This window comes from Streptomyces aurantiacus (assembly GCF_027107535.1).
GTDB lineage: Bacteria > Actinomycetota > Actinomycetes > Streptomycetales > Streptomycetaceae > Streptomyces.
Map to the genome: position 1 here is coordinate 1020554 of NZ_CP114283.1, position 16817 is coordinate 1037370.

General features: G+C 72.4%; 14 protein-coding genes and 1 tRNA gene. 11 read left to right on the forward strand and 4 right to left on the reverse strand.

Annotation, left to right across the window (positions count from 1 at the left end; all coding sequences use genetic code 11):
- The first annotated feature begins 96 nt into the window (after positions 1 to 96).
- From O1Q96_RS06245 to O1Q96_RS06275, 7 genes are all read left to right on the forward strand, one after another.
- Complete coding sequence (locus O1Q96_RS06245) at positions 97 to 990, forward strand: FAD binding domain-containing protein (RefSeq protein ID WP_269247209.1); 894 nt, start codon at positions 97 to 99, stop codon at positions 988 to 990.
- Positions 987 to 2501 (forward strand): 2Fe-2S iron-sulfur cluster-binding protein, encoded by a 1515-nt coding sequence (locus O1Q96_RS06250; protein WP_269247210.1) that lies wholly within the window; start codon positions 987 to 989, stop codon positions 2499 to 2501. Before O1Q96_RS06245 ends, O1Q96_RS06250 begins: the two co-directional genes overlap by 4 nt.
- Positions 2498 to 4807 carry a xanthine dehydrogenase family protein molybdopterin-binding subunit gene (locus O1Q96_RS06255; protein ID WP_269247211.1) on the forward strand — a complete coding sequence of 770 codons (2310 nt, stop codon included), beginning with the start codon at positions 2498 to 2500 and terminating at the stop codon, positions 4805 to 4807. Before O1Q96_RS06250 ends, O1Q96_RS06255 begins: the two co-directional genes overlap by 4 nt.
- Positions 4804 to 4941, forward strand: a complete 138-nt coding sequence (locus O1Q96_RS06260) for a hypothetical protein (RefSeq protein ID WP_269247212.1) — start codon at positions 4804 to 4806, stop codon at positions 4939 to 4941. The genes O1Q96_RS06255 and O1Q96_RS06260 overlap by 4 nt, the downstream gene beginning before the upstream one ends.
- A gap of 26 nt (positions 4942 to 4967) precedes the next feature.
- Positions 4968 to 5501: an AAA family ATPase gene (locus O1Q96_RS06265; RefSeq protein ID WP_269247213.1), complete on the forward strand. Its 534-nt coding sequence runs from the start codon at positions 4968 to 4970 to the stop codon at positions 5499 to 5501.
- Between the two features lie 210 nt (positions 5502 to 5711).
- Complete coding sequence (locus tag O1Q96_RS06270) at positions 5712 to 6938, forward strand: SUKH-4 family immunity protein (protein WP_269247214.1); 1227 nt, start codon at positions 5712 to 5714, stop codon at positions 6936 to 6938.
- Positions 6939 to 7123: 185 nt separating this feature from the next.
- Positions 7124 to 7528, forward strand: a complete 405-nt coding sequence (locus O1Q96_RS06275) for a hypothetical protein (protein ID WP_269247215.1) — start codon at positions 7124 to 7126, stop codon at positions 7526 to 7528.
- 152 nt (positions 7529 to 7680) lie between these two features.
- On the opposite strand, the gene O1Q96_RS06280 is transcribed toward O1Q96_RS06275, so the two are convergent.
- Positions 7681 to 7752, reverse strand: a tRNA-Cys gene (locus O1Q96_RS06280).
- A 229-nt stretch (positions 7753 to 7981) separates the two neighbouring features.
- Between O1Q96_RS06280 and O1Q96_RS06285 the strand changes: the two genes are divergently transcribed.
- The 4 genes from O1Q96_RS06285 to O1Q96_RS06300 all read left to right on the forward strand — a co-directional run bounded on the left by O1Q96_RS06285 (position 7982) and on the right by O1Q96_RS06300 (position 13611).
- Complete coding sequence (locus O1Q96_RS06285) at positions 7982 to 9433, forward strand: MFS transporter (protein WP_269247216.1); 1452 nt, start codon at positions 7982 to 7984, stop codon at positions 9431 to 9433.
- Positions 9434 to 9642: 209 nt separating this feature from the next.
- On the forward strand, positions 9643 to 11442 hold the full coding sequence (locus O1Q96_RS06290; RefSeq protein WP_217455618.1) for a DEAD/DEAH box helicase: 1800 nt from the start codon (positions 9643 to 9645) through the stop codon (positions 11440 to 11442).
- 433 nt (positions 11443 to 11875) lie between these two features.
- Positions 11876 to 12517 carry an IclR family transcriptional regulator gene (locus O1Q96_RS06295; RefSeq protein WP_217455617.1) on the forward strand — a complete coding sequence of 214 codons (642 nt, stop codon included), beginning with the start codon at positions 11876 to 11878 and terminating at the stop codon, positions 12515 to 12517.
- A gap of 293 nt (positions 12518 to 12810) precedes the next feature.
- A complete protein-coding gene (locus tag O1Q96_RS06300) occupies positions 12811 to 13611 on the forward strand; it encodes a S16 family serine protease (protein WP_269247217.1) in 801 nt (266 codons plus the stop codon).
- Positions 13612 to 13640: 29 nt separating this feature from the next.
- On the opposite strand, the gene O1Q96_RS06305 is transcribed toward O1Q96_RS06300, so the two are convergent.
- From O1Q96_RS06305 to O1Q96_RS06315, 3 genes are read right to left on the reverse strand one after another with little or no spacing between them, the layout of a single operon-like run.
- On the reverse strand, positions 13641 to 14609 hold the full coding sequence (locus O1Q96_RS06305) for a glycine betaine ABC transporter substrate-binding protein (protein WP_269247218.1): 969 nt from the start codon (positions 14607 to 14609) through the stop codon (positions 13641 to 13643).
- Positions 14606 to 15535 (reverse strand): ABC transporter permease, encoded by a 930-nt coding sequence (locus O1Q96_RS06310; RefSeq protein WP_269247219.1) that lies wholly within the window; start codon positions 15533 to 15535, stop codon positions 14606 to 14608. The genes O1Q96_RS06305 and O1Q96_RS06310 overlap by 4 nt, the downstream gene beginning before the upstream one ends.
- The gene (locus O1Q96_RS06315; RefSeq protein ID WP_269247220.1) at positions 15532 to 16791 is read right to left on the reverse strand and encodes an ABC transporter ATP-binding protein; all 1260 of its coding nucleotides are present in this window, start codon (positions 16789 to 16791) and stop codon (positions 15532 to 15534) included. Before O1Q96_RS06315 ends, O1Q96_RS06310 begins: the two co-directional genes overlap by 4 nt.
- Positions 16792 to 16817: the final 26 nt, after the last annotated feature.

Genomic DNA, 16817 nt, shown 5'->3' on the forward strand with positions numbered 1-16817 from the left:
GGAAGATGTGCCAGAGTTGCCACGTCCGCCCTGTCAGCACGTACCGTACGGCAACACAGGTGGGACCAGGTGGGGCAGCGGGAAGGGGCAGCCGGTTTGACCACGCACGCACCGCAGGCGGCGCAGGCCGTGACGCTGCCCGCCTCGCTGGACGAGGCCGTGGCGGCGCTCGCCGCCATGCCCGCAGCCGTTCCCGTGGCCGGCGGCACCGATCTCATGGCCTCCGTCAACTCCGGGCAGCTGAGGCCCGCCGCGCTCGTCGGCCTCGGCCGGATCAGCGAGATCCGCGGCTGGCAGTACCAGGACGGCCACGCGCTCCTCGGCGCGGGCCTCACCCACGCCCGTATGGGACGCCCCGACTTCGCCGCCCTCATCCCCGCCCTCGCGGCGGCCTCGAGGGCTGCCGGACCGCCGCAGATCCGCAACGCGGGCACCCTGGGCGGCAACATCGCCTCCGCGTCCCCCACCGGGGACGCGCTGCCCGTGCTGGCCGCCCTGGAGGCGACCCTCATCATCGCGGGCCCGGGCGGCGCCCGCCGTGAGATCCCCGTCTCGCACCTGCTCGCGGGCATGGAGATGCTCCGCGGCGGCGAACTCATCGGGTATGTGCGCGTGCCGCTGCTGCACGCGCCGCAGGTCTTCCTGAAGGCGACCGGACGCACCGGCCCCGGGCGCGCCATCGCGTCCGTGTCGCTCGTCCTCGACCCCGCCCGGCGCGGAGTGCGGTGTGCCGTGGGCGCCATAGCGCCGATGCCGCTGCGGCCCCTGGACGCCGAGCAGTGGGTCGCGTCGCTGATCGACTGGGACAACAACCGTGCGATCGTCCCCGAGGCGCTGAACGCCTTCGGGGAGTACGTCGCCGCGGCCTGCATCCCCGATCCGGTACCCGCCGAGGACGGTTCCGTGCCGCAGCTGCCGCCCGCCGTACTGCACCTGCGGCGCACCGTCGCCGCGCTGGCCCGACGAGCACTGGGGAGGGCACTTTCGTGACCGACGACCAGCACGGCGAGAGCACGCCCCCGGGGGGCAGCCGCTGGGATCCGCTGCCCCAGGGCGACTACGACGACGGCGCCACCGCCTTCGTCAAGCTCCCCGAAGGCGGCATCGACGCCCTGCTCGCGGACTCGCCGCTCGCCGCGCCCGGCCACGGCTACGTACCGCCGCCGATAACGGTCGCGCCCGGCGACCCGTCGTCCACCGGCTCCTGGGCCGTACCGCCCGAGGTGGCCGGCTCCGGGCAGCCGCAGCCCGTGCAGTGGCCCGACCCGAACGCCCTCCCCGAGGAGCACCGGCAGCCCGCTCAGGACTCGTTCGCGTACAACCCCGGGTCCACCGGCCAGTGGACTTTCGACCAGCCCGCACAGGACGGCCCGGCCGCGCCCGGCCACGACGTGACCGGACAGTGGTCCATTCCCGTCGCCGACGGTGATCTGCCCGACGAGTCCGGCGAGTTCACCACGTCGTCGCTGGTCGAGCAGTGGGGCGGAACCCCGCCCGCCACGCTGCCCGGAGGGGCCGCCGCGCCCTGGGCCGACGAGCCGTGGGCGCAGCAGCCCGCCGAGGCTCTGCCGCCGCCCGCCGAGGAGGCCGCGCCCCACGCCGGGGACGGCGCCCTCGGCCCCGCACCCGCCGAGCACGGTGCCGCCGAGATCATCGACGTCTCCGGAGAGCACGCCGACGAGATCGCGGTCTCCGTGGAGCGCGATCCGGAGCACGGGGAGGCGGCCGAGGCCCGTCACGACCTCCCGGAGCCCGCCGGTGAATCGGCCCCCGAGCCGGAGACGGCCTCTTCGGAGGAGCCCGGCGAGGACCCCGCGGACGTCGCGGAGACCGGCGCCGCCGCCGAGGTGCCCCCCGCCGACGACTCCCAGGGCATCCCCCCGCACAACGACCACCCCCTGGCCTCGTACGTCCTGCGGGTGAACGGTGTCGAACGGCCCGTGACCGACGCCTGGATCGGCGAGTCCCTGCTCTACGTCCTGCGTGAACGGCTCGGCCTCGCGGGCGCCAAGGACGGCTGCTCGCAGGGCGAGTGCGGGGCCTGCAACGTGCAGGTGGACGGACGGCTCGTGGCGTCCTGCCTCGTGCCCGGCGTGACCGCCGCCGGGAGCGAGGTACGCACCGTCGAAGGACTCGCCGCCGACGGGCAGCCCTCGGACGTCCAGCGGGCCCTCGCGAAGTGCGGCGCCGTCCAGTGCGGCTTCTGCATCCCCGGCATGGCGATGACCGTGCACGACCTCCTCGAGGGCAATCCCGCGCCGACCGAGCTGGAGACCCGCCAGGCGCTGTGCGGCAACCTGTGCCGGTGCTCCGGCTACCGGGGCGTCCTGGACGCCGTCCGCGACGTCGTGTCCGAGCGCGAGACCCACGCGGCGGCGGACAGCGCCGCGGACGCCGACGAGGCCCGTATCCCGCACCAGGCGGGCCCGGGGGCCGGAGGCGTCAACCCGTCCGCGTTCGAGCCCCACCAGCCCTACGGCCAGGACGGAGGCCAGGCGTGAGCAACGACACCGCCACCGCGACCACCGCGGAGCCCGGCACCGCTCCCGAGCCGCCCCCGCACGGCCTCGGCGTGTCCCTGCCGACCGCGGAGGCCCGTGCCAAGACGGAGGGCACCTTCCCGTACGCGGCGGACCTGTGGGCCGAGGGCCTCCTGTGGGCGGCCGTCCTCAGATCGCCGCACCCGCACGCGCGCATCCTGTCCGTCGACACGACCCACGCGCGCGAGATGCCCGGCGTACGGGCCGTCATCACGCACGAGGACGTGCCCGGAGCCGCGCTGCACGGCCGCGGCAGGGCCGACCGCCCGGTGTTCGCCTCCGACGTCGTACGCCACCACGGCGAGCCCATCGCCGCCGTCGCCGCGGACCACCCCGACACCGCGCGCATGGCCGCCGCCGCCGTCATCGTCGAGTACGAGGTCCTCGACCCGGTGACGGACCCGGAGCAGGCCTTCGAGGCCGAACCCCTGCACCCCGACGGCAACCTGATCCGCCACATCCCGCTGCGTCACGGCGACCCGGACGCGGCGGGCGACATCGTCGTCGAGGGCCTGTACCGCATCGGCCGCCAGGACCCGGCCCCGATCGGCGCGGAGGCCGGCCTCGCCGTGCCCCGCCCCGACGGCGGGGTCGAGCTCTACGTGGCCTCCACCGACCCGCACACCGACCGGGACACGGCCGCCGCCTGCTACGGGCTGGAACCGGAGCGCGTGAAGGTCGTCGTCACCGGCGTGCCCGGCGCCACCGCGGACCGCGAGGACCAGGGTTTCCAGCTCCCCCTGGGACTGCTTGCCCTGAAGACAGGATGTCCTGTCAAAATCACCGCAACGCGCGAAGAATCCTTCCTCGGGCACGTCCACCGCCACCCCACCCTCCTGCGCTACCGCCACCACGCGGACGCCGAGGGCAGGCTGGTGAAGGTCGAGGCGCAGATCCTCCTCGACGCGGGGGCGTACGCGGACACCTCGTCGGAGGCCCTCGCCGCCGCCGTCTCCTTCGCCTGCGGCCCGTACGTCGTCCCGAACGCCTTCATCGAGGGCTGGGTCGTGCGCACCAACAACCCGCCCTCCGGCCACGTGCGCGGTGAGGGCGCCATGCAGGTGTGCGCCGCCTACGAGGCCCAGATGGACAAGCTGGCGAAGAAGCTGGGCGCCGACCCGGCCGAACTGCGCCTGCGCAACGTACTGGCCACCGGGGACGTGCTGCCCACCGGTCAGACGGTGACGTGCCCCGCCCCGGTCGCCGAACTGCTGCAGGCCGTCCAGGACTTCCCGCTGCCCGCCCTCCCGAAGGACACCCCCGAGGAGGAGTGGCTGCTCCCGGGCGGCCCCGAGGGCGCCGGTGAGCCCGGCGCCGTACGGCGTGGCGTCGGCTACGCGCTGGGCATGGTCCACATGCTCGGCGCCGAGGGCACGGACGAGGTCTCGACCGCCACCGTGAAGGTCCACGACGGCATCGCCACCGTGCTCTGCGCGGCCGTGGAGACCGGACAGGGCTTCACCACGCTGGCCCGCCAGATCGTCCAGGAGACGCTCGGCATCGAAGAGGTGCACGTCGCCTCCGTGGACACCGATCAGCCCCCGGCCGGCCCCAGCTGCCGCGGCCGCCACACCTGGGTGTCCGGCGGCGCCGTCGAGCGGGCCGCCAAGATGGTCCGCACACAGCTGCTGCAGCCCCTGGCGCACAAGTTCGGCATGTCCACCGAGCTCCTCCAGATCACCGACGGCAAGATCACCTCGTACGACGGTGTGCTGTCGACCACCGTCATGGAGGCGATGGACGGCAAGGAGCTGTGGGCCACCGCGCAGTGCCGCCCGCACCCCACCGAGCCGCTGGACGGCACGGGCCAGGGTGACGCCTTCGTGGGCCTGGCCTTCTGCGCGATCCGCGCGGTCGTGGACGTGGACATCGAACTCGGCTCGGTACGGGTGGTCGAACTGGCGCTCGCCCAGGACGTGGGCCGCATTCTGAACCCCGCACAGCTCACCGCACGGATCGAGGCGGGCGTCACACAGGGCATCGGCGTCGCCCTCACGGAGAACCTGCGCACCGCGCGCGGGCTGGTGCGCCACCCCGACCTCACCGGGTACGCGCTGCCGACCGCCCTCGACGCCCCCGACATCCGCATCGTCAAGCTCGTCGAGGAGCGCGACGTGGTCGCGCCCTTCGGCGCGAAGGCCGTCAGCGCGGTACCGGTGGTCACGTCCCCCGCCGCGGTCGCTTCCGCGGTACGGGCGGCCACGGGGCGCCCGGTGAACCGGCTGCCGATAAGGCCACAGGCGGCTGTGGTGACGGCGGCACAGTGACGGGGCACGCGCCTGGGGAGGGCGAGCCGCCGCGCTACGAACCCGCGCCCGGTACCGGCAGGCCGCTGCTGTGGGCGCTGGTCTTCGTGCTGGCCGCGGTCGTGGTCGTCGTGGGCGGCGTGTATCTCTCCTGAGGGCTCGACGGGCTGCGAGGTGTGACGTGGACGGTGTCATCCTGATCACCGGCATCATGGCCGCCGGGAAGTCCACGGTCGCGCAGGCACTGGCCGAGCGGCTGCCGCGGGCCGCCCACGTGCGCGGTGACGCATTCCGGCGGATGCTCGTGTCCGGCCGCGCGGAGTACGAGCCCGGCGCCGGACCGGGGAGCGAGGCCGAGGCCCAACTCCGGCTGCGGTACAGCCTGTCGGCGGCGACGGCCGACGCGTACGCGCGAGCGGGCTTCACAGCCGTCGTGCAGGACGTGGTGCTGGGGGAGAACCTGGCGGCGTACGTCGAACTCGTGCGGACACGGCCCCTGTACGTCGTCGTGCTGGCCCCGCGGCCCGAGGCCGTGGCGGAGCGGGAGGCCGGGCGGGCCAAGACGGGCTACGGCGCGTGGACCGTCGGGGACCTCGACCGCGGTCTGCGCGCCGACACCCCGCGCGTCGGCCTGTGGCTGGACACCTCCGAGCAGACCGTGGGACAGACGGTGGACGCGATCCTGACGGAACGGGAACGGGCGCGCATCCGCTGAGCCCGGGCGTCTCGCGGCGGCCGCCGCGCACGGCGGACCCGCAGGTCACCGCAGGCCCGGGGCGTTGTCAGTGGTGCCGCGTAGTGTTCTGGGCAGTGGGGGAGGACCGCTGGGCGGCGGGACGTTTTCCGGCTGTTCCCGGACGTCTGCGTGCGCGCCGCCCGGTCCGGTCCTGCCTGGGGGACGTGAACAACCATGCGCGGGGGAACGATGAGCACGACGGACACCGGCACCAGGACGATCACAGACACCGAGGCGGCCACCGGCACGGAGACGATCACCGGCACGGAGACGATCACGCTGACCGAGGACGCACTGGGTCCGCATGTCACGCACACACCGACACGACGCTGGCTGACGGGGCCCGGACTGCCCGCCGACAGCGGCCTGTTGACCTTCGAGGCGTTGCGCACGGACGGGCTGCGTACCGTGGCGGACTCGACGGGAGACCCGGCCCGCCTCCCCGCGGACCTGCGCGACCAGTTGGTGATCGGCGCGCTGCGGGACCCCGTCGCCGCGGAGACGGAGTCGGTCCTGCTCGACGGAGCGACGGGCGAGGTGTCCACCACCTGCTTCCTCCACGACCGCCCCGACCTGATGGAGCGCCGCCCGTTCGCGCCTTCGCTCCGGACCCTCGTCGGCTTCGTGACGGCGACGGAGGAGATGTCCGCGAGAAGCGGCCGGTTCGCCTCCTACGAAGGCCGGTTCGGGCCGAAGGCCGTCACGGGAATGTCGCACCGGCTGCTTACGGAGTTCGAGGCGGGCGTCGACGGCGAGGTCCCGCCCTTCTGGAAGATGGCCGCGCTGATCCGCCCGTTGGCCCTCGTCGCGGGCCCGCCCGAGGACTCGGCGCTCACCCTCGACCTGCCCGCCCGCCTGCTGGACCAGGAGTTCGGTCAGGGCCGCGTCGTCCGCTACGAGGACGTCGACTTCCCCGTGGCGCTCGCGCACGAGCCGACCCGGCGCTTCCTGCGCGAGACGGGCCTGCCCGAGGACGGCTTCCTGTTCCAGCTGGACACGGACGTGCCGTTGCCGACCCTCGCCGAGTACTACGAGGACGAGCGCCCCGACGTGCTCACCGCCGACCAACTACCCGACGGCGCCGACCACTTGATACGCCTGGGTCATCTCGTCGAGGACAACAGCCTGGTCGTCGACGGCGCGACGGGCGCGATCCTCGACTGGAGCGAGCCCGAGGCGACCCTGCGCGCGCTGAACACGGACGTCTCCACGCTGGCCTTCACACTGTGGCTGCTCCACCGCGAGAGGACGATCGACGAGTCCCTGTCCCACGAGCTGACGGCGGGGGCCTACGACCAGCTGGCGGCGACGATGACGCAGACCCTGTCGGCGGTCGACCCGACGGGCTCCGCCCCGCTGGGCGAGTGGCACTACTGGACGGAGATGTTCCAGGACGAGGCGGCCGGAGTGCTCTGACCCCGCACTGCTCCGACCGCTGTGCGATGCGAGCGATCAGCTGCCCCGCGGGGGCGGCCCGGGGCGGGGCCGAGCGCGAGGGCAGGGCCGCGGCCGACCGATCCCGCCGCTCCCGTGGCACCCGTCCGAGGAGAAGAATAGGCTGGTCACAGGGGATCGACCAGGTTCGATCCGAGGAGCCTCCCATGAGAACGAACAGACGCCGCGCCTGGCGCGCGACGGGAGTCGTCACCGCCCTCGCCACGGCCGCCGCGATCGCTTCGGTCGCCCCGGCCCAGGCTCAGACCGCTCAGCTCTCCGCGTGGATCAGCGACGGCTGGGGCGGCGGCACCGTCACCAGCCAGCCCGCCGGGATCAACTGTCACACGACGGCGTGGGATCCGTATGCGAGCACCGAACCGCCGCTGAACCCGACAGGCGCCTGTACGGCCGCCTTCGAGGTCGGAACGACGGTCACGTTCACCGCCACGCCCGACGAGGGGTCCTACACCAACTTCGACCCCACGCCGAATCCCGTGACCATACGTGCCGGTTACAACTTCACGTGGGCCATGTTCTGCCCGAGCGACGGCCTCTGCTCGGCGGGTTAGTGGGTGAAGCCCTTTTGGGGCTGCAGCCAGCGGCAACGGCCGGCCATCACGGATGCCCGGGCTGCGACCGAGACGGACAGTGCGACGGACGGCCAGAAGGGTGGCACCTCGACGAGGTGCCACCCTTCCGTACTGCCTGGTCAGGCCACCAGAGGCCGTGGCGGGAATCGAACCCACGTGCCTCGCTTTGCAGGCGAGTCCCTAAGCCACTCGGGCACACGGCCATTCACAGAGTCCGATGTTCCGGACCCGTTGCACCGACCGTAGGCCCCCGGCCGGACGGGACTCAAGGAACGGGCCGGTGCCGCAACGGGACTGCCACACCGCGTTCACAAAGGGCGCCGGGCCGAAGTCGGCGGGGGAGGGGCCGATGCTGGTCGTACGACCAAGGTCCCGGTCGAGGACCGTCTTCCGACAGGGGTCAATGTCAGTCTCGTTCCTTACTCTGACGGCATGACCACCCTGGAGCCGGGCGACACCGGCGTCGCCGAGAGCCCGAGCGCACCGACCGGAGCCGCCCCCCAGGAGGGCGTCCTCGGCCGCTCCCACCGGGCGCTGAGCATCGGGATCGTCTCCGTCGTGCTGCTGATCGCCTTCGAGGCGACGGCCGTCGGGACGGCGATGCCCGTCGCGGCGCGCGAACTCGACGGGATCCCGCTGTACGCGTTCGCGTTCTCCGGGTACTTCACGACGAGCCTGTTCGGCATGGTGCTGGCCGGGCAGTGGTCGGACCGGGCGGGCCCGCTCGGATCGCTCACCGCGGGGATCGGCGCGTTCGCGGCGGGGCTGCTGCTGTCCGGGACGGCCGGGGTCATGTGGCTGTTCATCCTCGGGCGGGCCGTACAGGGCCTGGGCGGCGGCCTGGTGATCGTCGCGCTGTACGTCGTCGTGGGACGGGCCTATCCGGAACGGCTGCGGCCGTCGATCATGGCGGCGTTCGCGGCGAGCTGGGTGCTCCCGTCCGTCGTCGGCCCGCTGGCCTCCGGCGCGGTGACCGAACACCTCGGCTGGCGCTGGGTGTTCGTCGGGGTGCCGGTGCTGGTGGTCCTTCCCCTGGCACTCGCGCTGCCGCAGATCCGCCGTCGGGCGTCCGGTCCGGCGGAGGGGACCGTCGCCGCGCCCTTCGACCGGCGGCGCATCCGGCTGGCGCTGGGCATCTCCCTGGGCGCCGGTCTGCTGCAGTACGCCGCACAGGACCTGGGGTGGCTGTCCGTGATCCCGGGCGCGGCGGGGGCGGCGCTGCTCGTCCCGGCGGTGCTCGGGCTGCTGCCGCGGGGGACCTACCGGGCGGCGCGCGGCCTGCCGTCCGTGGTGCTGCTGCGCGGGGTCGCGGCCGGGTCCTTCATCTCGGCGGAGTCGTTCGTGCCGCTGATGCTGGTCACCGAGCGGGGGCTGTCGCCGACCATGGCCGGGTTCTCGCTGGCGGCGAGCGGGCTCACCTGGGCGCTGGGTTCCTTCGTGCAGGCGAGGGCGCGGGTGGAGCCGTACCGGGAGCGGCTCATGGCGCTGGGAATGGTGCTGACCGCGGCCTCCATCGCCGCCGTGCCGACGGTGCTGATCGACGGGGTCCCCGTGTGGACGGTGGCGGTGGCCTGGGCGATCGGCTGCTTCGGCATGGGCCTGGTGATCTCCTCCACCAGCGTCCTCCTGCTGCAGCTCTCCGCCCCGGGCCAGGCCGGCAACAACTCCGCCGCCCTCCAGATATCCGACGGCCTCGCCAACGCCATGCTGCTCGCCGTCGGCGGCGCGGCCTTCGCGGCGCTGGGCGGCGGCACGGTCGCCCACGCGGCCACGCAGGCCTCCGGCGGCCACCCGGCGGCCTTCGTCGCGGTGTTCCTGCCGATGGCGGGGGTGGCGTTGGTGGGGGCTTGGGTGACTACTCGGCTGCGGGCCGATTCCACATGACACTGAGTGGTACCACGCAGTACCGTCGACGCCTTTCGCGCGCTGACCCGAGGCGATGTGACCTGAGTCCCATCCAAGGGGGACCCGGCGCAGTCCGCGCGTTGACGCGCGCGGGCCGCCGGTAGGGTGGCCCGGTTGTCATACCCAGCCGATGCCGGACCCGGCCGACGTCGGATACAACCGTGCCGCTCAACCACCCCACGGAGACCGTGACTACCACCGCCGCCTCAGCGTCCTCTTCGCACCACCTGTCACCCGCGTTTCCCGGGCGGGCCCCCTGGGGTACCGCCAGCAAGCTGCGCGCCTGGCAGCAGGGGGCGATGGAGAGGTACCTCCAGGAGCAGCCGCGTGACTTCCTTGCCGTCGCCACGCCCGGAGCCGGCAAGACGACCTTCGCGCTGACCCTCGCGTCGTGGCTGCTGCACCACCACGTCGTGCAGCAGGTGACCGTGGTCGCGCCGACCGAGCATCTGAAGAAGCAGTGGGCGGAGGCGGCCGCGCGGATAGGGATCAAGCTGGATCCCGAGTACAGCGCGGGCCCGCTCAGCAAGGAGTACCAGGGCGTCGCCGTGACCTACGCCGGCGTCGGCGTGCGGCCCATGCTGCACCGCAACCGCTGCGAGCAGCGCAAGACCCTCGTCATCCTCGACGAGATCCACCACGCCGGTGACTCCAAGTCCTGGGGCGAGGCGTGCCTGGAGGCCTTCGAGCCCGCCACCCGGCGCCTCGCGCTCACCGGTACGCCCTTCAGGTCCGACACGAACCCCATCCCCTTCGTCGCGTACGAGGAGGGCAACGACGGGATCCGCAGGTCCGCCGCCGACTACACCTACGGCTACGGCTCCGCCCTCGGTGACGGTGTCGTGCGGCCCGTCATCTTCCTCTCCTACAGCGGCAACATGCGGTGGCGTACGAAGGCGGGGGACGAGATCGCCGCCCGGCTCGGCGAGCCGATGACCAAGGACGCCGTCAGCCAGGCCTGGCGCACGGCCCTCGACCCGCGCGGCGAGTGGATGCCCAGCGTGCTGCGCGCCGCCGACCAGCGCCTGACCGAGGTGCGCAAGGGCATCCCGGACGCCGGCGCCCTCGTCATCGCCTCCGACCAGGAGTCGGCCCGCGCCTACGCCAAGCTCATCCGCGACATCACCGGCAGCAAGGCCACCCTCGTCCTCTCCGACGACACGGGCGCGTCCAACCGGATCGACGAGTTCAGCCACAGCGACGACCGCTGGATGGTCGCCGTCCGGATGGTGTCCGAGGGCGTCGACGTGCCCCGCCTCGCCGTCGGTGTGTACGCGACCACCATCTCGACCCCCCTCTTCTTCGCGCAGGCCGTCGGCCGTTTCGTACGGTCCAGGCGGCGCGGCGAGACCGCCTCCGTCTTCCTGCCGACCGTCCCCGACCTCCTCACCTTCGCCAACGAGATGGAGGTCGAGCGCGACCACGCCCTCGACAAGCCCAAGAAGGAGGGCGAGGAGGACCCGTACGCCGAATCCGAGAAGGAGATGGAGGAGGCGAACCGGGAGGAGGACGAGGACACCGGGGAGCAGGAGCAGTTCTCCTTCGAGGCGCTGGAGTCCGAGGCCGTCTTCGACCGGGTCCTCTACGACGGCGCCGAGTTCGGCATGCAGGCCCACCCGGGGAGCGCGGAGGAGCAGGACTACCTGGGAATTCCGGGGCTGCTGGAGCCCGACCAGGTCCAGCTCCTCCTCCAGAAGCGCCAGGCCCGGCAGATCGCGCACAGCCGCAAGAAGCCGGACGACGAGGCGGACCTGCTCGAACTGCCCGCCGAGCGTCGTCCCGTGGTCTCCCACAAGGAGATGCTGGAGCTCAGGAAGCAGCTCAACACGATGGTCGGCGCGTACGTCCACCAGAGCGGCAAACCGCACGGCGTGATCCACACCGAACTGCGCCGCGTGTGCGGCGGTCCGCCGAGCGCGGAGGCGACGGCCGGACAGCTGCGCCAGCGGATCGCCAAGGTGCAGGAGTGGGCCACCCGCATGCGGTGACCCGGTGACCGCGTGACCGACCACGGTCGCACTCGCAGACGTCCGCGTCTGCCGGCCGTACGCCGAAACGGGCGCCGGTGCCGTCAGGGCACCGGCGCCCGTTCGCATGCGCGCTCGTGCGGGGGTGGTGCACGCCCGTGGCCCGCGCCGCTCACATCCGGCCAAAACTGGATCAAACCCGGGGTAACCGGGAACGGTCCGTACCTGCACCTGACCGGATTCTGGACGGAGACTTCCGCTGAGCGAACCGGCTCGCTACTGTCCCGCTACGCACACGCCCCGTGGCAGCGCCGCCGCGGAGCGCAGCCGGTGCCCGCCCGGGAGTGCCCGGGACGCTGCCGACCGGCGGCCTCTGACGCGCGTCGCCGATGGGACCGGTGACGCATCCGCCGCACAAGGGGCCGTCGACCCTCACCACTAAGGAGTGGGCGTCGTGACCGCGGAAACCTCCCAGACGCTCGACCGGGGACTGCGTGTCCTCAAGCTGCTCGCCGACACCGACCACGGTCTGACCGTCACCGAGCTGTCCAACAAACTCGGAGTCAACCGGACCGTCGTGTACCGGTTGCTCGCCACCCTGGAGCAGCACGCCCTCGTGCGCCGCGACCTCGGCGGCCGTGCCCGCGTCGGGCTCGGCGTGCTGCGGCTCGGCCGCCAGGTGCATCCGCTCGTCCGCGAGGCCGCGCTGCCCGCCCTGCGGTCGCTGGCCGAGGACATAGGCGCGACCGCCCACCTCACGCTGGTCGACGGCACGGAGGCGCTCGCCGTCGCCGTGGTCGAGCCGACGTGGACCGACTACCACGTGGCCTACCGCGCCGGGTTCCGGCATCCGCTGGAGCGGGGCGCGGCCGGAAAGGCGATCCTCGCCGCGCGGACCGCGACCGCGGACGAGCCCGGCTACACCCTCACGCACGGCGAGCTTGAGGCCGGCGCGAGCGGGGCGGCGGCGGCACTGATCGGCGTCACGGGCGTGGAGGGCAGCGTGGGCGTGGTCATGCTCGCGGACGCCGTACCGGAACGGGTGGGCCCGCGTGTCGTGGACGCGGCCCGGGAGGTGGCCGACGCCCTGCGGTGACCCCGCGGCCGGGCCCTGCCGGGCGTTGCTCGGCTGGGGCCGGTACGGAGTCCGCGGACCCGTCGTGGCCGACCGCGCAGTTCCCCGCACCCCTGCAGGGCACACGCCTCTGCGGCGCCCACGCCCCTGAGGGGCACGCACCCTTCCGAAGCCGAAGCCGAAGCCGAAGCCGAAGCCGAAGCCGAAGCCGAAGCCGAAGCCGAAGCCGAAGGGGGAGACGGGGCGCGGAGGCGGGGCGTGGGGCGGTGCCCGGCGGGCGCGGGCGGATATCACCGGCGCGTTAGATTGATCCCGTGCCTCCTCGCCTCTCGCGTCTCTCCCGCCCCCGGGCTGTCGCCGTCTGCGCGCTGCCCGTCGTGGCGCTGCTCGCCACGGCCGCGTTCGCGCCGTTGCCGTTCGCGCTGGCCCAGCCCGGCATGACGGCGAACGTCCTGGGCGAGAACCGCGGCGACCCGGTGATCACGATCTCCGGCGCGGACACCCGCAGGACGAGCGGGCAGCTGCGGATGACGACCATCGAGGCGACGGGCCCGGACGCGGACGTGAGCCTGGGTGACGTGCTCGGCGGCTGGTTCCGTACGGACCGTGCCGTGATGCCGCGCGACGCGGTCTACCCGAACGGGGACAGCGTCAAGGAGATCGAGAAGTACAACTCCGAGGAGATGAGGAAGTCCCAGGACACCGCCACCGAGGCGGCCCTGGACCACCTCGGCGAGCAGGGGGACGGCATCGAGGTCACCCTGAAGCTCGCCGATGTGGGAGGCCCGAGCGCCGGGCTCCTCTTCTCCCTCGGCATCGTCGACAAACTGGACGGCGACGGCAGCGGCGGCGACCTCACGGGCGGCCGGGTCGTCGCGGGTACGGGAACGATCGACGCCGACGGGAAGGTCGGCGCGGTCGGGGGAGTGGCCCTCAAGACACAGGCCGCCCGGCGCGACGGTGCGACGGTCTTCCTGGTCCCGAAGGCGGAGTGCTCGGACGCGGAGTCGGAGCTGCCGAAGGGACTCCGACTCATTCCGGTGACGACGCTGAAGAGCGCGGTCAGTGCTCTGGTGGCACTGGAGAAGGGGCAGGGCTCCGTCCCCACCTGTTAGGGGACGAGAGCTGTCGTGCGTACGAGGGCTCAGCCCTCCTTCACGAACCCTTCCGCCTTCATCCAGTCCAGTGCCACCGCGTGCGGGTCCTCGCCGTCGACGTCCACCCTGGCGTTCAGCTCCTGCGCCACGTCGTTGTCCAGCCGCCTGGTGATCGGGTCGAGGACGTCGGCGATCGCCGGATACTTCTTCAGGGTCCTGGAGTTGATCTCGGGAGCCACGTTGTAGTTGGGGAAGAACTTCTTGTCGTCCTTCATCACCGCGAGGTTCATGGACCGGATGCGTCCGTCGGTGGTGAAGACCTCCCCGTAGGTGCAGCTCCCCTTGGCGACCTGGGTGTAGATGATCCCGGTGTCCATCTGTGTGATGTTCCCGCCGGGCAGTTCCATGCCGTAGGCCTTCTCCATGCCCGGCAGCCCGTCCGCCCGGTTGGCGAACTCGCTCTCCACGCACACCGTGACGGCCCCGGGGTCGGACTTCGCGAGGGCGGCCACGTCGGAGAGCGTCTTCGTGCCGTACTTCCTGGAGTCGGCCTGGTTCATGGCGAGCGCGTACGTGTTGTTGAGCGCCGAGGGCGCCAGCCAGGTCAGCCCGTTCTTCAGGTCGGCCTCGCGCACGGCCTCCCACTGCCTGTCCGGTTCCGGGATGGGCTCGCTGTTGCCCTGGTAGGTGATCCAGGCGGTGCCCGTGTACTCGTACATGGCGTCCGCGTCCCCGCCCTTGACGGCCTCCCGGGCGCCGATGGAACCCTGGATGCCCGTGCGGTCGAGGACGTCGGCGCCGGCGGCCTGGAAGGCGATGCCCATGATCGCGCCGAGCACGAGCTGCTCGGTGAACTCCTTGGACGTCACGGTGAGATCGGCGCCCTTGAGTGGCAGCCCCTGCCCGACCGACCCCGGCTTCACGTCGTCCACCATGGGGGAACCGCTGGTCAGCCCGCAGCCGGAGGCCGCCACCAGCACCGACCCCGCCGCCAGCAGACCCGTACGCCGTCTCATGTTCCCGCCTTCAGCCCGCGCGGACCGAGCAGCAGTTCGGCCAGCGACGCGAGCCAGTCGACCAGCAGCGCCAGCGCGACGGTCAGGATCGAGCCGAGGATCAGCACCGGCATCCGCTGGTTGGTGATGCCGGTCGTGATCAGCACGCCGAGACCACCGCCCCCGCCGAACGTGGCGAGCGTCGCCGTGCCCACGTTCAGGACGAGCGCGGTACGTACACCCGCGAGGATCAGCGGTACGGCGAGGGGGAGTTCGACGCGGGCCAGCACGCCCAGCGGCGCCATGCCGATGCCCCGGGCGGCCTCCAGGAGCGTCGGGTCGTTCGCCTTCAGCCCGGCGATCGTGTTCGACAGGACCGGCAGGACGGCGTACGCGATGATGCCGATCAGCGCCGCCCTGCGGCCGATGCCCAGCCAGATCACCAGCAGGGCCAGCAGGCCGATCGCGGGTGTCGCCTGCCCCATGTTGGCGAAGGTCATCGCCACCGGCGTGGCCCTGCGAAAGGCCCTGCGTGTCAGGAGGATGCCCAGCGGGATCGCGATGATCAGCACGAAGAAGGTGGAGATCACGGTCAGCTCGATGTGCTGCCGCAGCGCCTTCCACACCTGGCCGTTCGACAGCGCGTTCTCGGAGAGCGGGTCCAGGTCCGCCTGCCGGAACCACAACCAGGTGGCGAGCAGCCCGGCGGCGAGCACGGCGGGCAGAAAGGTCAGCTTCCGCCAACCGACCCTGGGCGCCCGCGAGACGGACGCGGCCCCGGAAGCACCTCCGTCGGACCCGGCCTCCCGGCCGGCCTCCTGCCCGTCGTCCTCGAAGCCCGTGTCACCGTCCTCGAATCCGGTGTCACCGTCCCCGGACCCCTTACCGGCACCCGAGGACCCCGTACAGGTGTCGCGGCCCGCTCGGCCGGTCCCGGGAGGCCTCACGCCTTCGCCTCCCCGCCGGCCGCGCCCTCCTGCTCGTGATGGGTCTGCCCGGCGCGTGCCTCCTCCAGCTCGTGCTGGTGCTCCATCGCGTCGAGCCGGTCGGCCTCCAGCATCTCGTGCACGGAGTTCATCAGCGTCTCCACGTCCACCACGCCGGTGTACTCGCCGCGCCGACCGGTCACCACGACCCGCCCCGCGTTGTCCGTGAGCACGGCCTCCAGCGCGTCCCGCAGCGTCGCGTCCCGGGTCACGGTGTCGTGCACCAACGTGCCGGCCCTGGCCAACGAGCCCCGGGCACGCATCAGATCCCCGCGTCGCAGCCACTTGTAGGGCCGCCCCCGCCGGTCGAGCAGCAGGATCTCGTTGGTACCGCTCGCCCTGATCTTGTTGAAGATCTCCTGCAGCGGATCGTCGACGGTCACGGTCGGATAGCCGGTGATCTCCACATCCCGCACGCGCGTCAGGTTCAGCCGCTTCAGGGCGGCGCCCGCGCCCACGAACCCGGACACGAAGTCGTCGGCCGGATTGGTGAGGATCGCCTCCGGGGTGTCGAACTGCGCGATGTGCGACCGCTCCCGCAGCACGGCGATGCGGTCGCCCAGCTTGATGGCCTCGTCGAAGTCGTGGGTGACGAAGACGATGGTCTTGTGCAGCTCGTGCTGCAGCCGGATCAGTTCGTCCTGGAGGTGATCACGGGTGATGGGATCGACGGCCCCGAACGGCTCGTCCATCAACAGCACGGGCGGATCGGCGGCCAACGCCCGCGCGACTCCCACCCGTTGCTGCTGCCCGCCGGACAACTGCCGCGGATAGCGCCCGTGGAACTCGCCGGGATCCAGCCCGACCAGATCGAGCATCTCCTCGATCCGGTCCGCGATCCGCCGCTTCGGCCACCCCACCATCCTCGGCACGAGTCCGATGTTCTGGGCGACCGTCATGTGCGGGAAGAGCCCCGAGGACTGGATGGCGTACCCGATCTTCCGCCGCAGCTTCACGGGATCCATGTGGGTGACGTCCTCACCGCCGATCCGGATCCGCCCGCCGGTGGGCTCGATCAGCCGGTTGATCATCTTCAGGGTGGTGGACTTCCCGCACCCCGAGGGCCCCACGAAGACGACGAGCTCACCGGCGTCGATCTCCATGCTGACGCTGTCCACCGCGGGGGCGGAACTCCCCGGATACCGCTTGGTGAGGTTCTCCAGCCGGATGGTGGCCCCGGTCGCGTCCCGCTCCCGCGTCCCTGCGGACGCAGACACCTCGGGTGTCTCAGATGTCGCAGGCG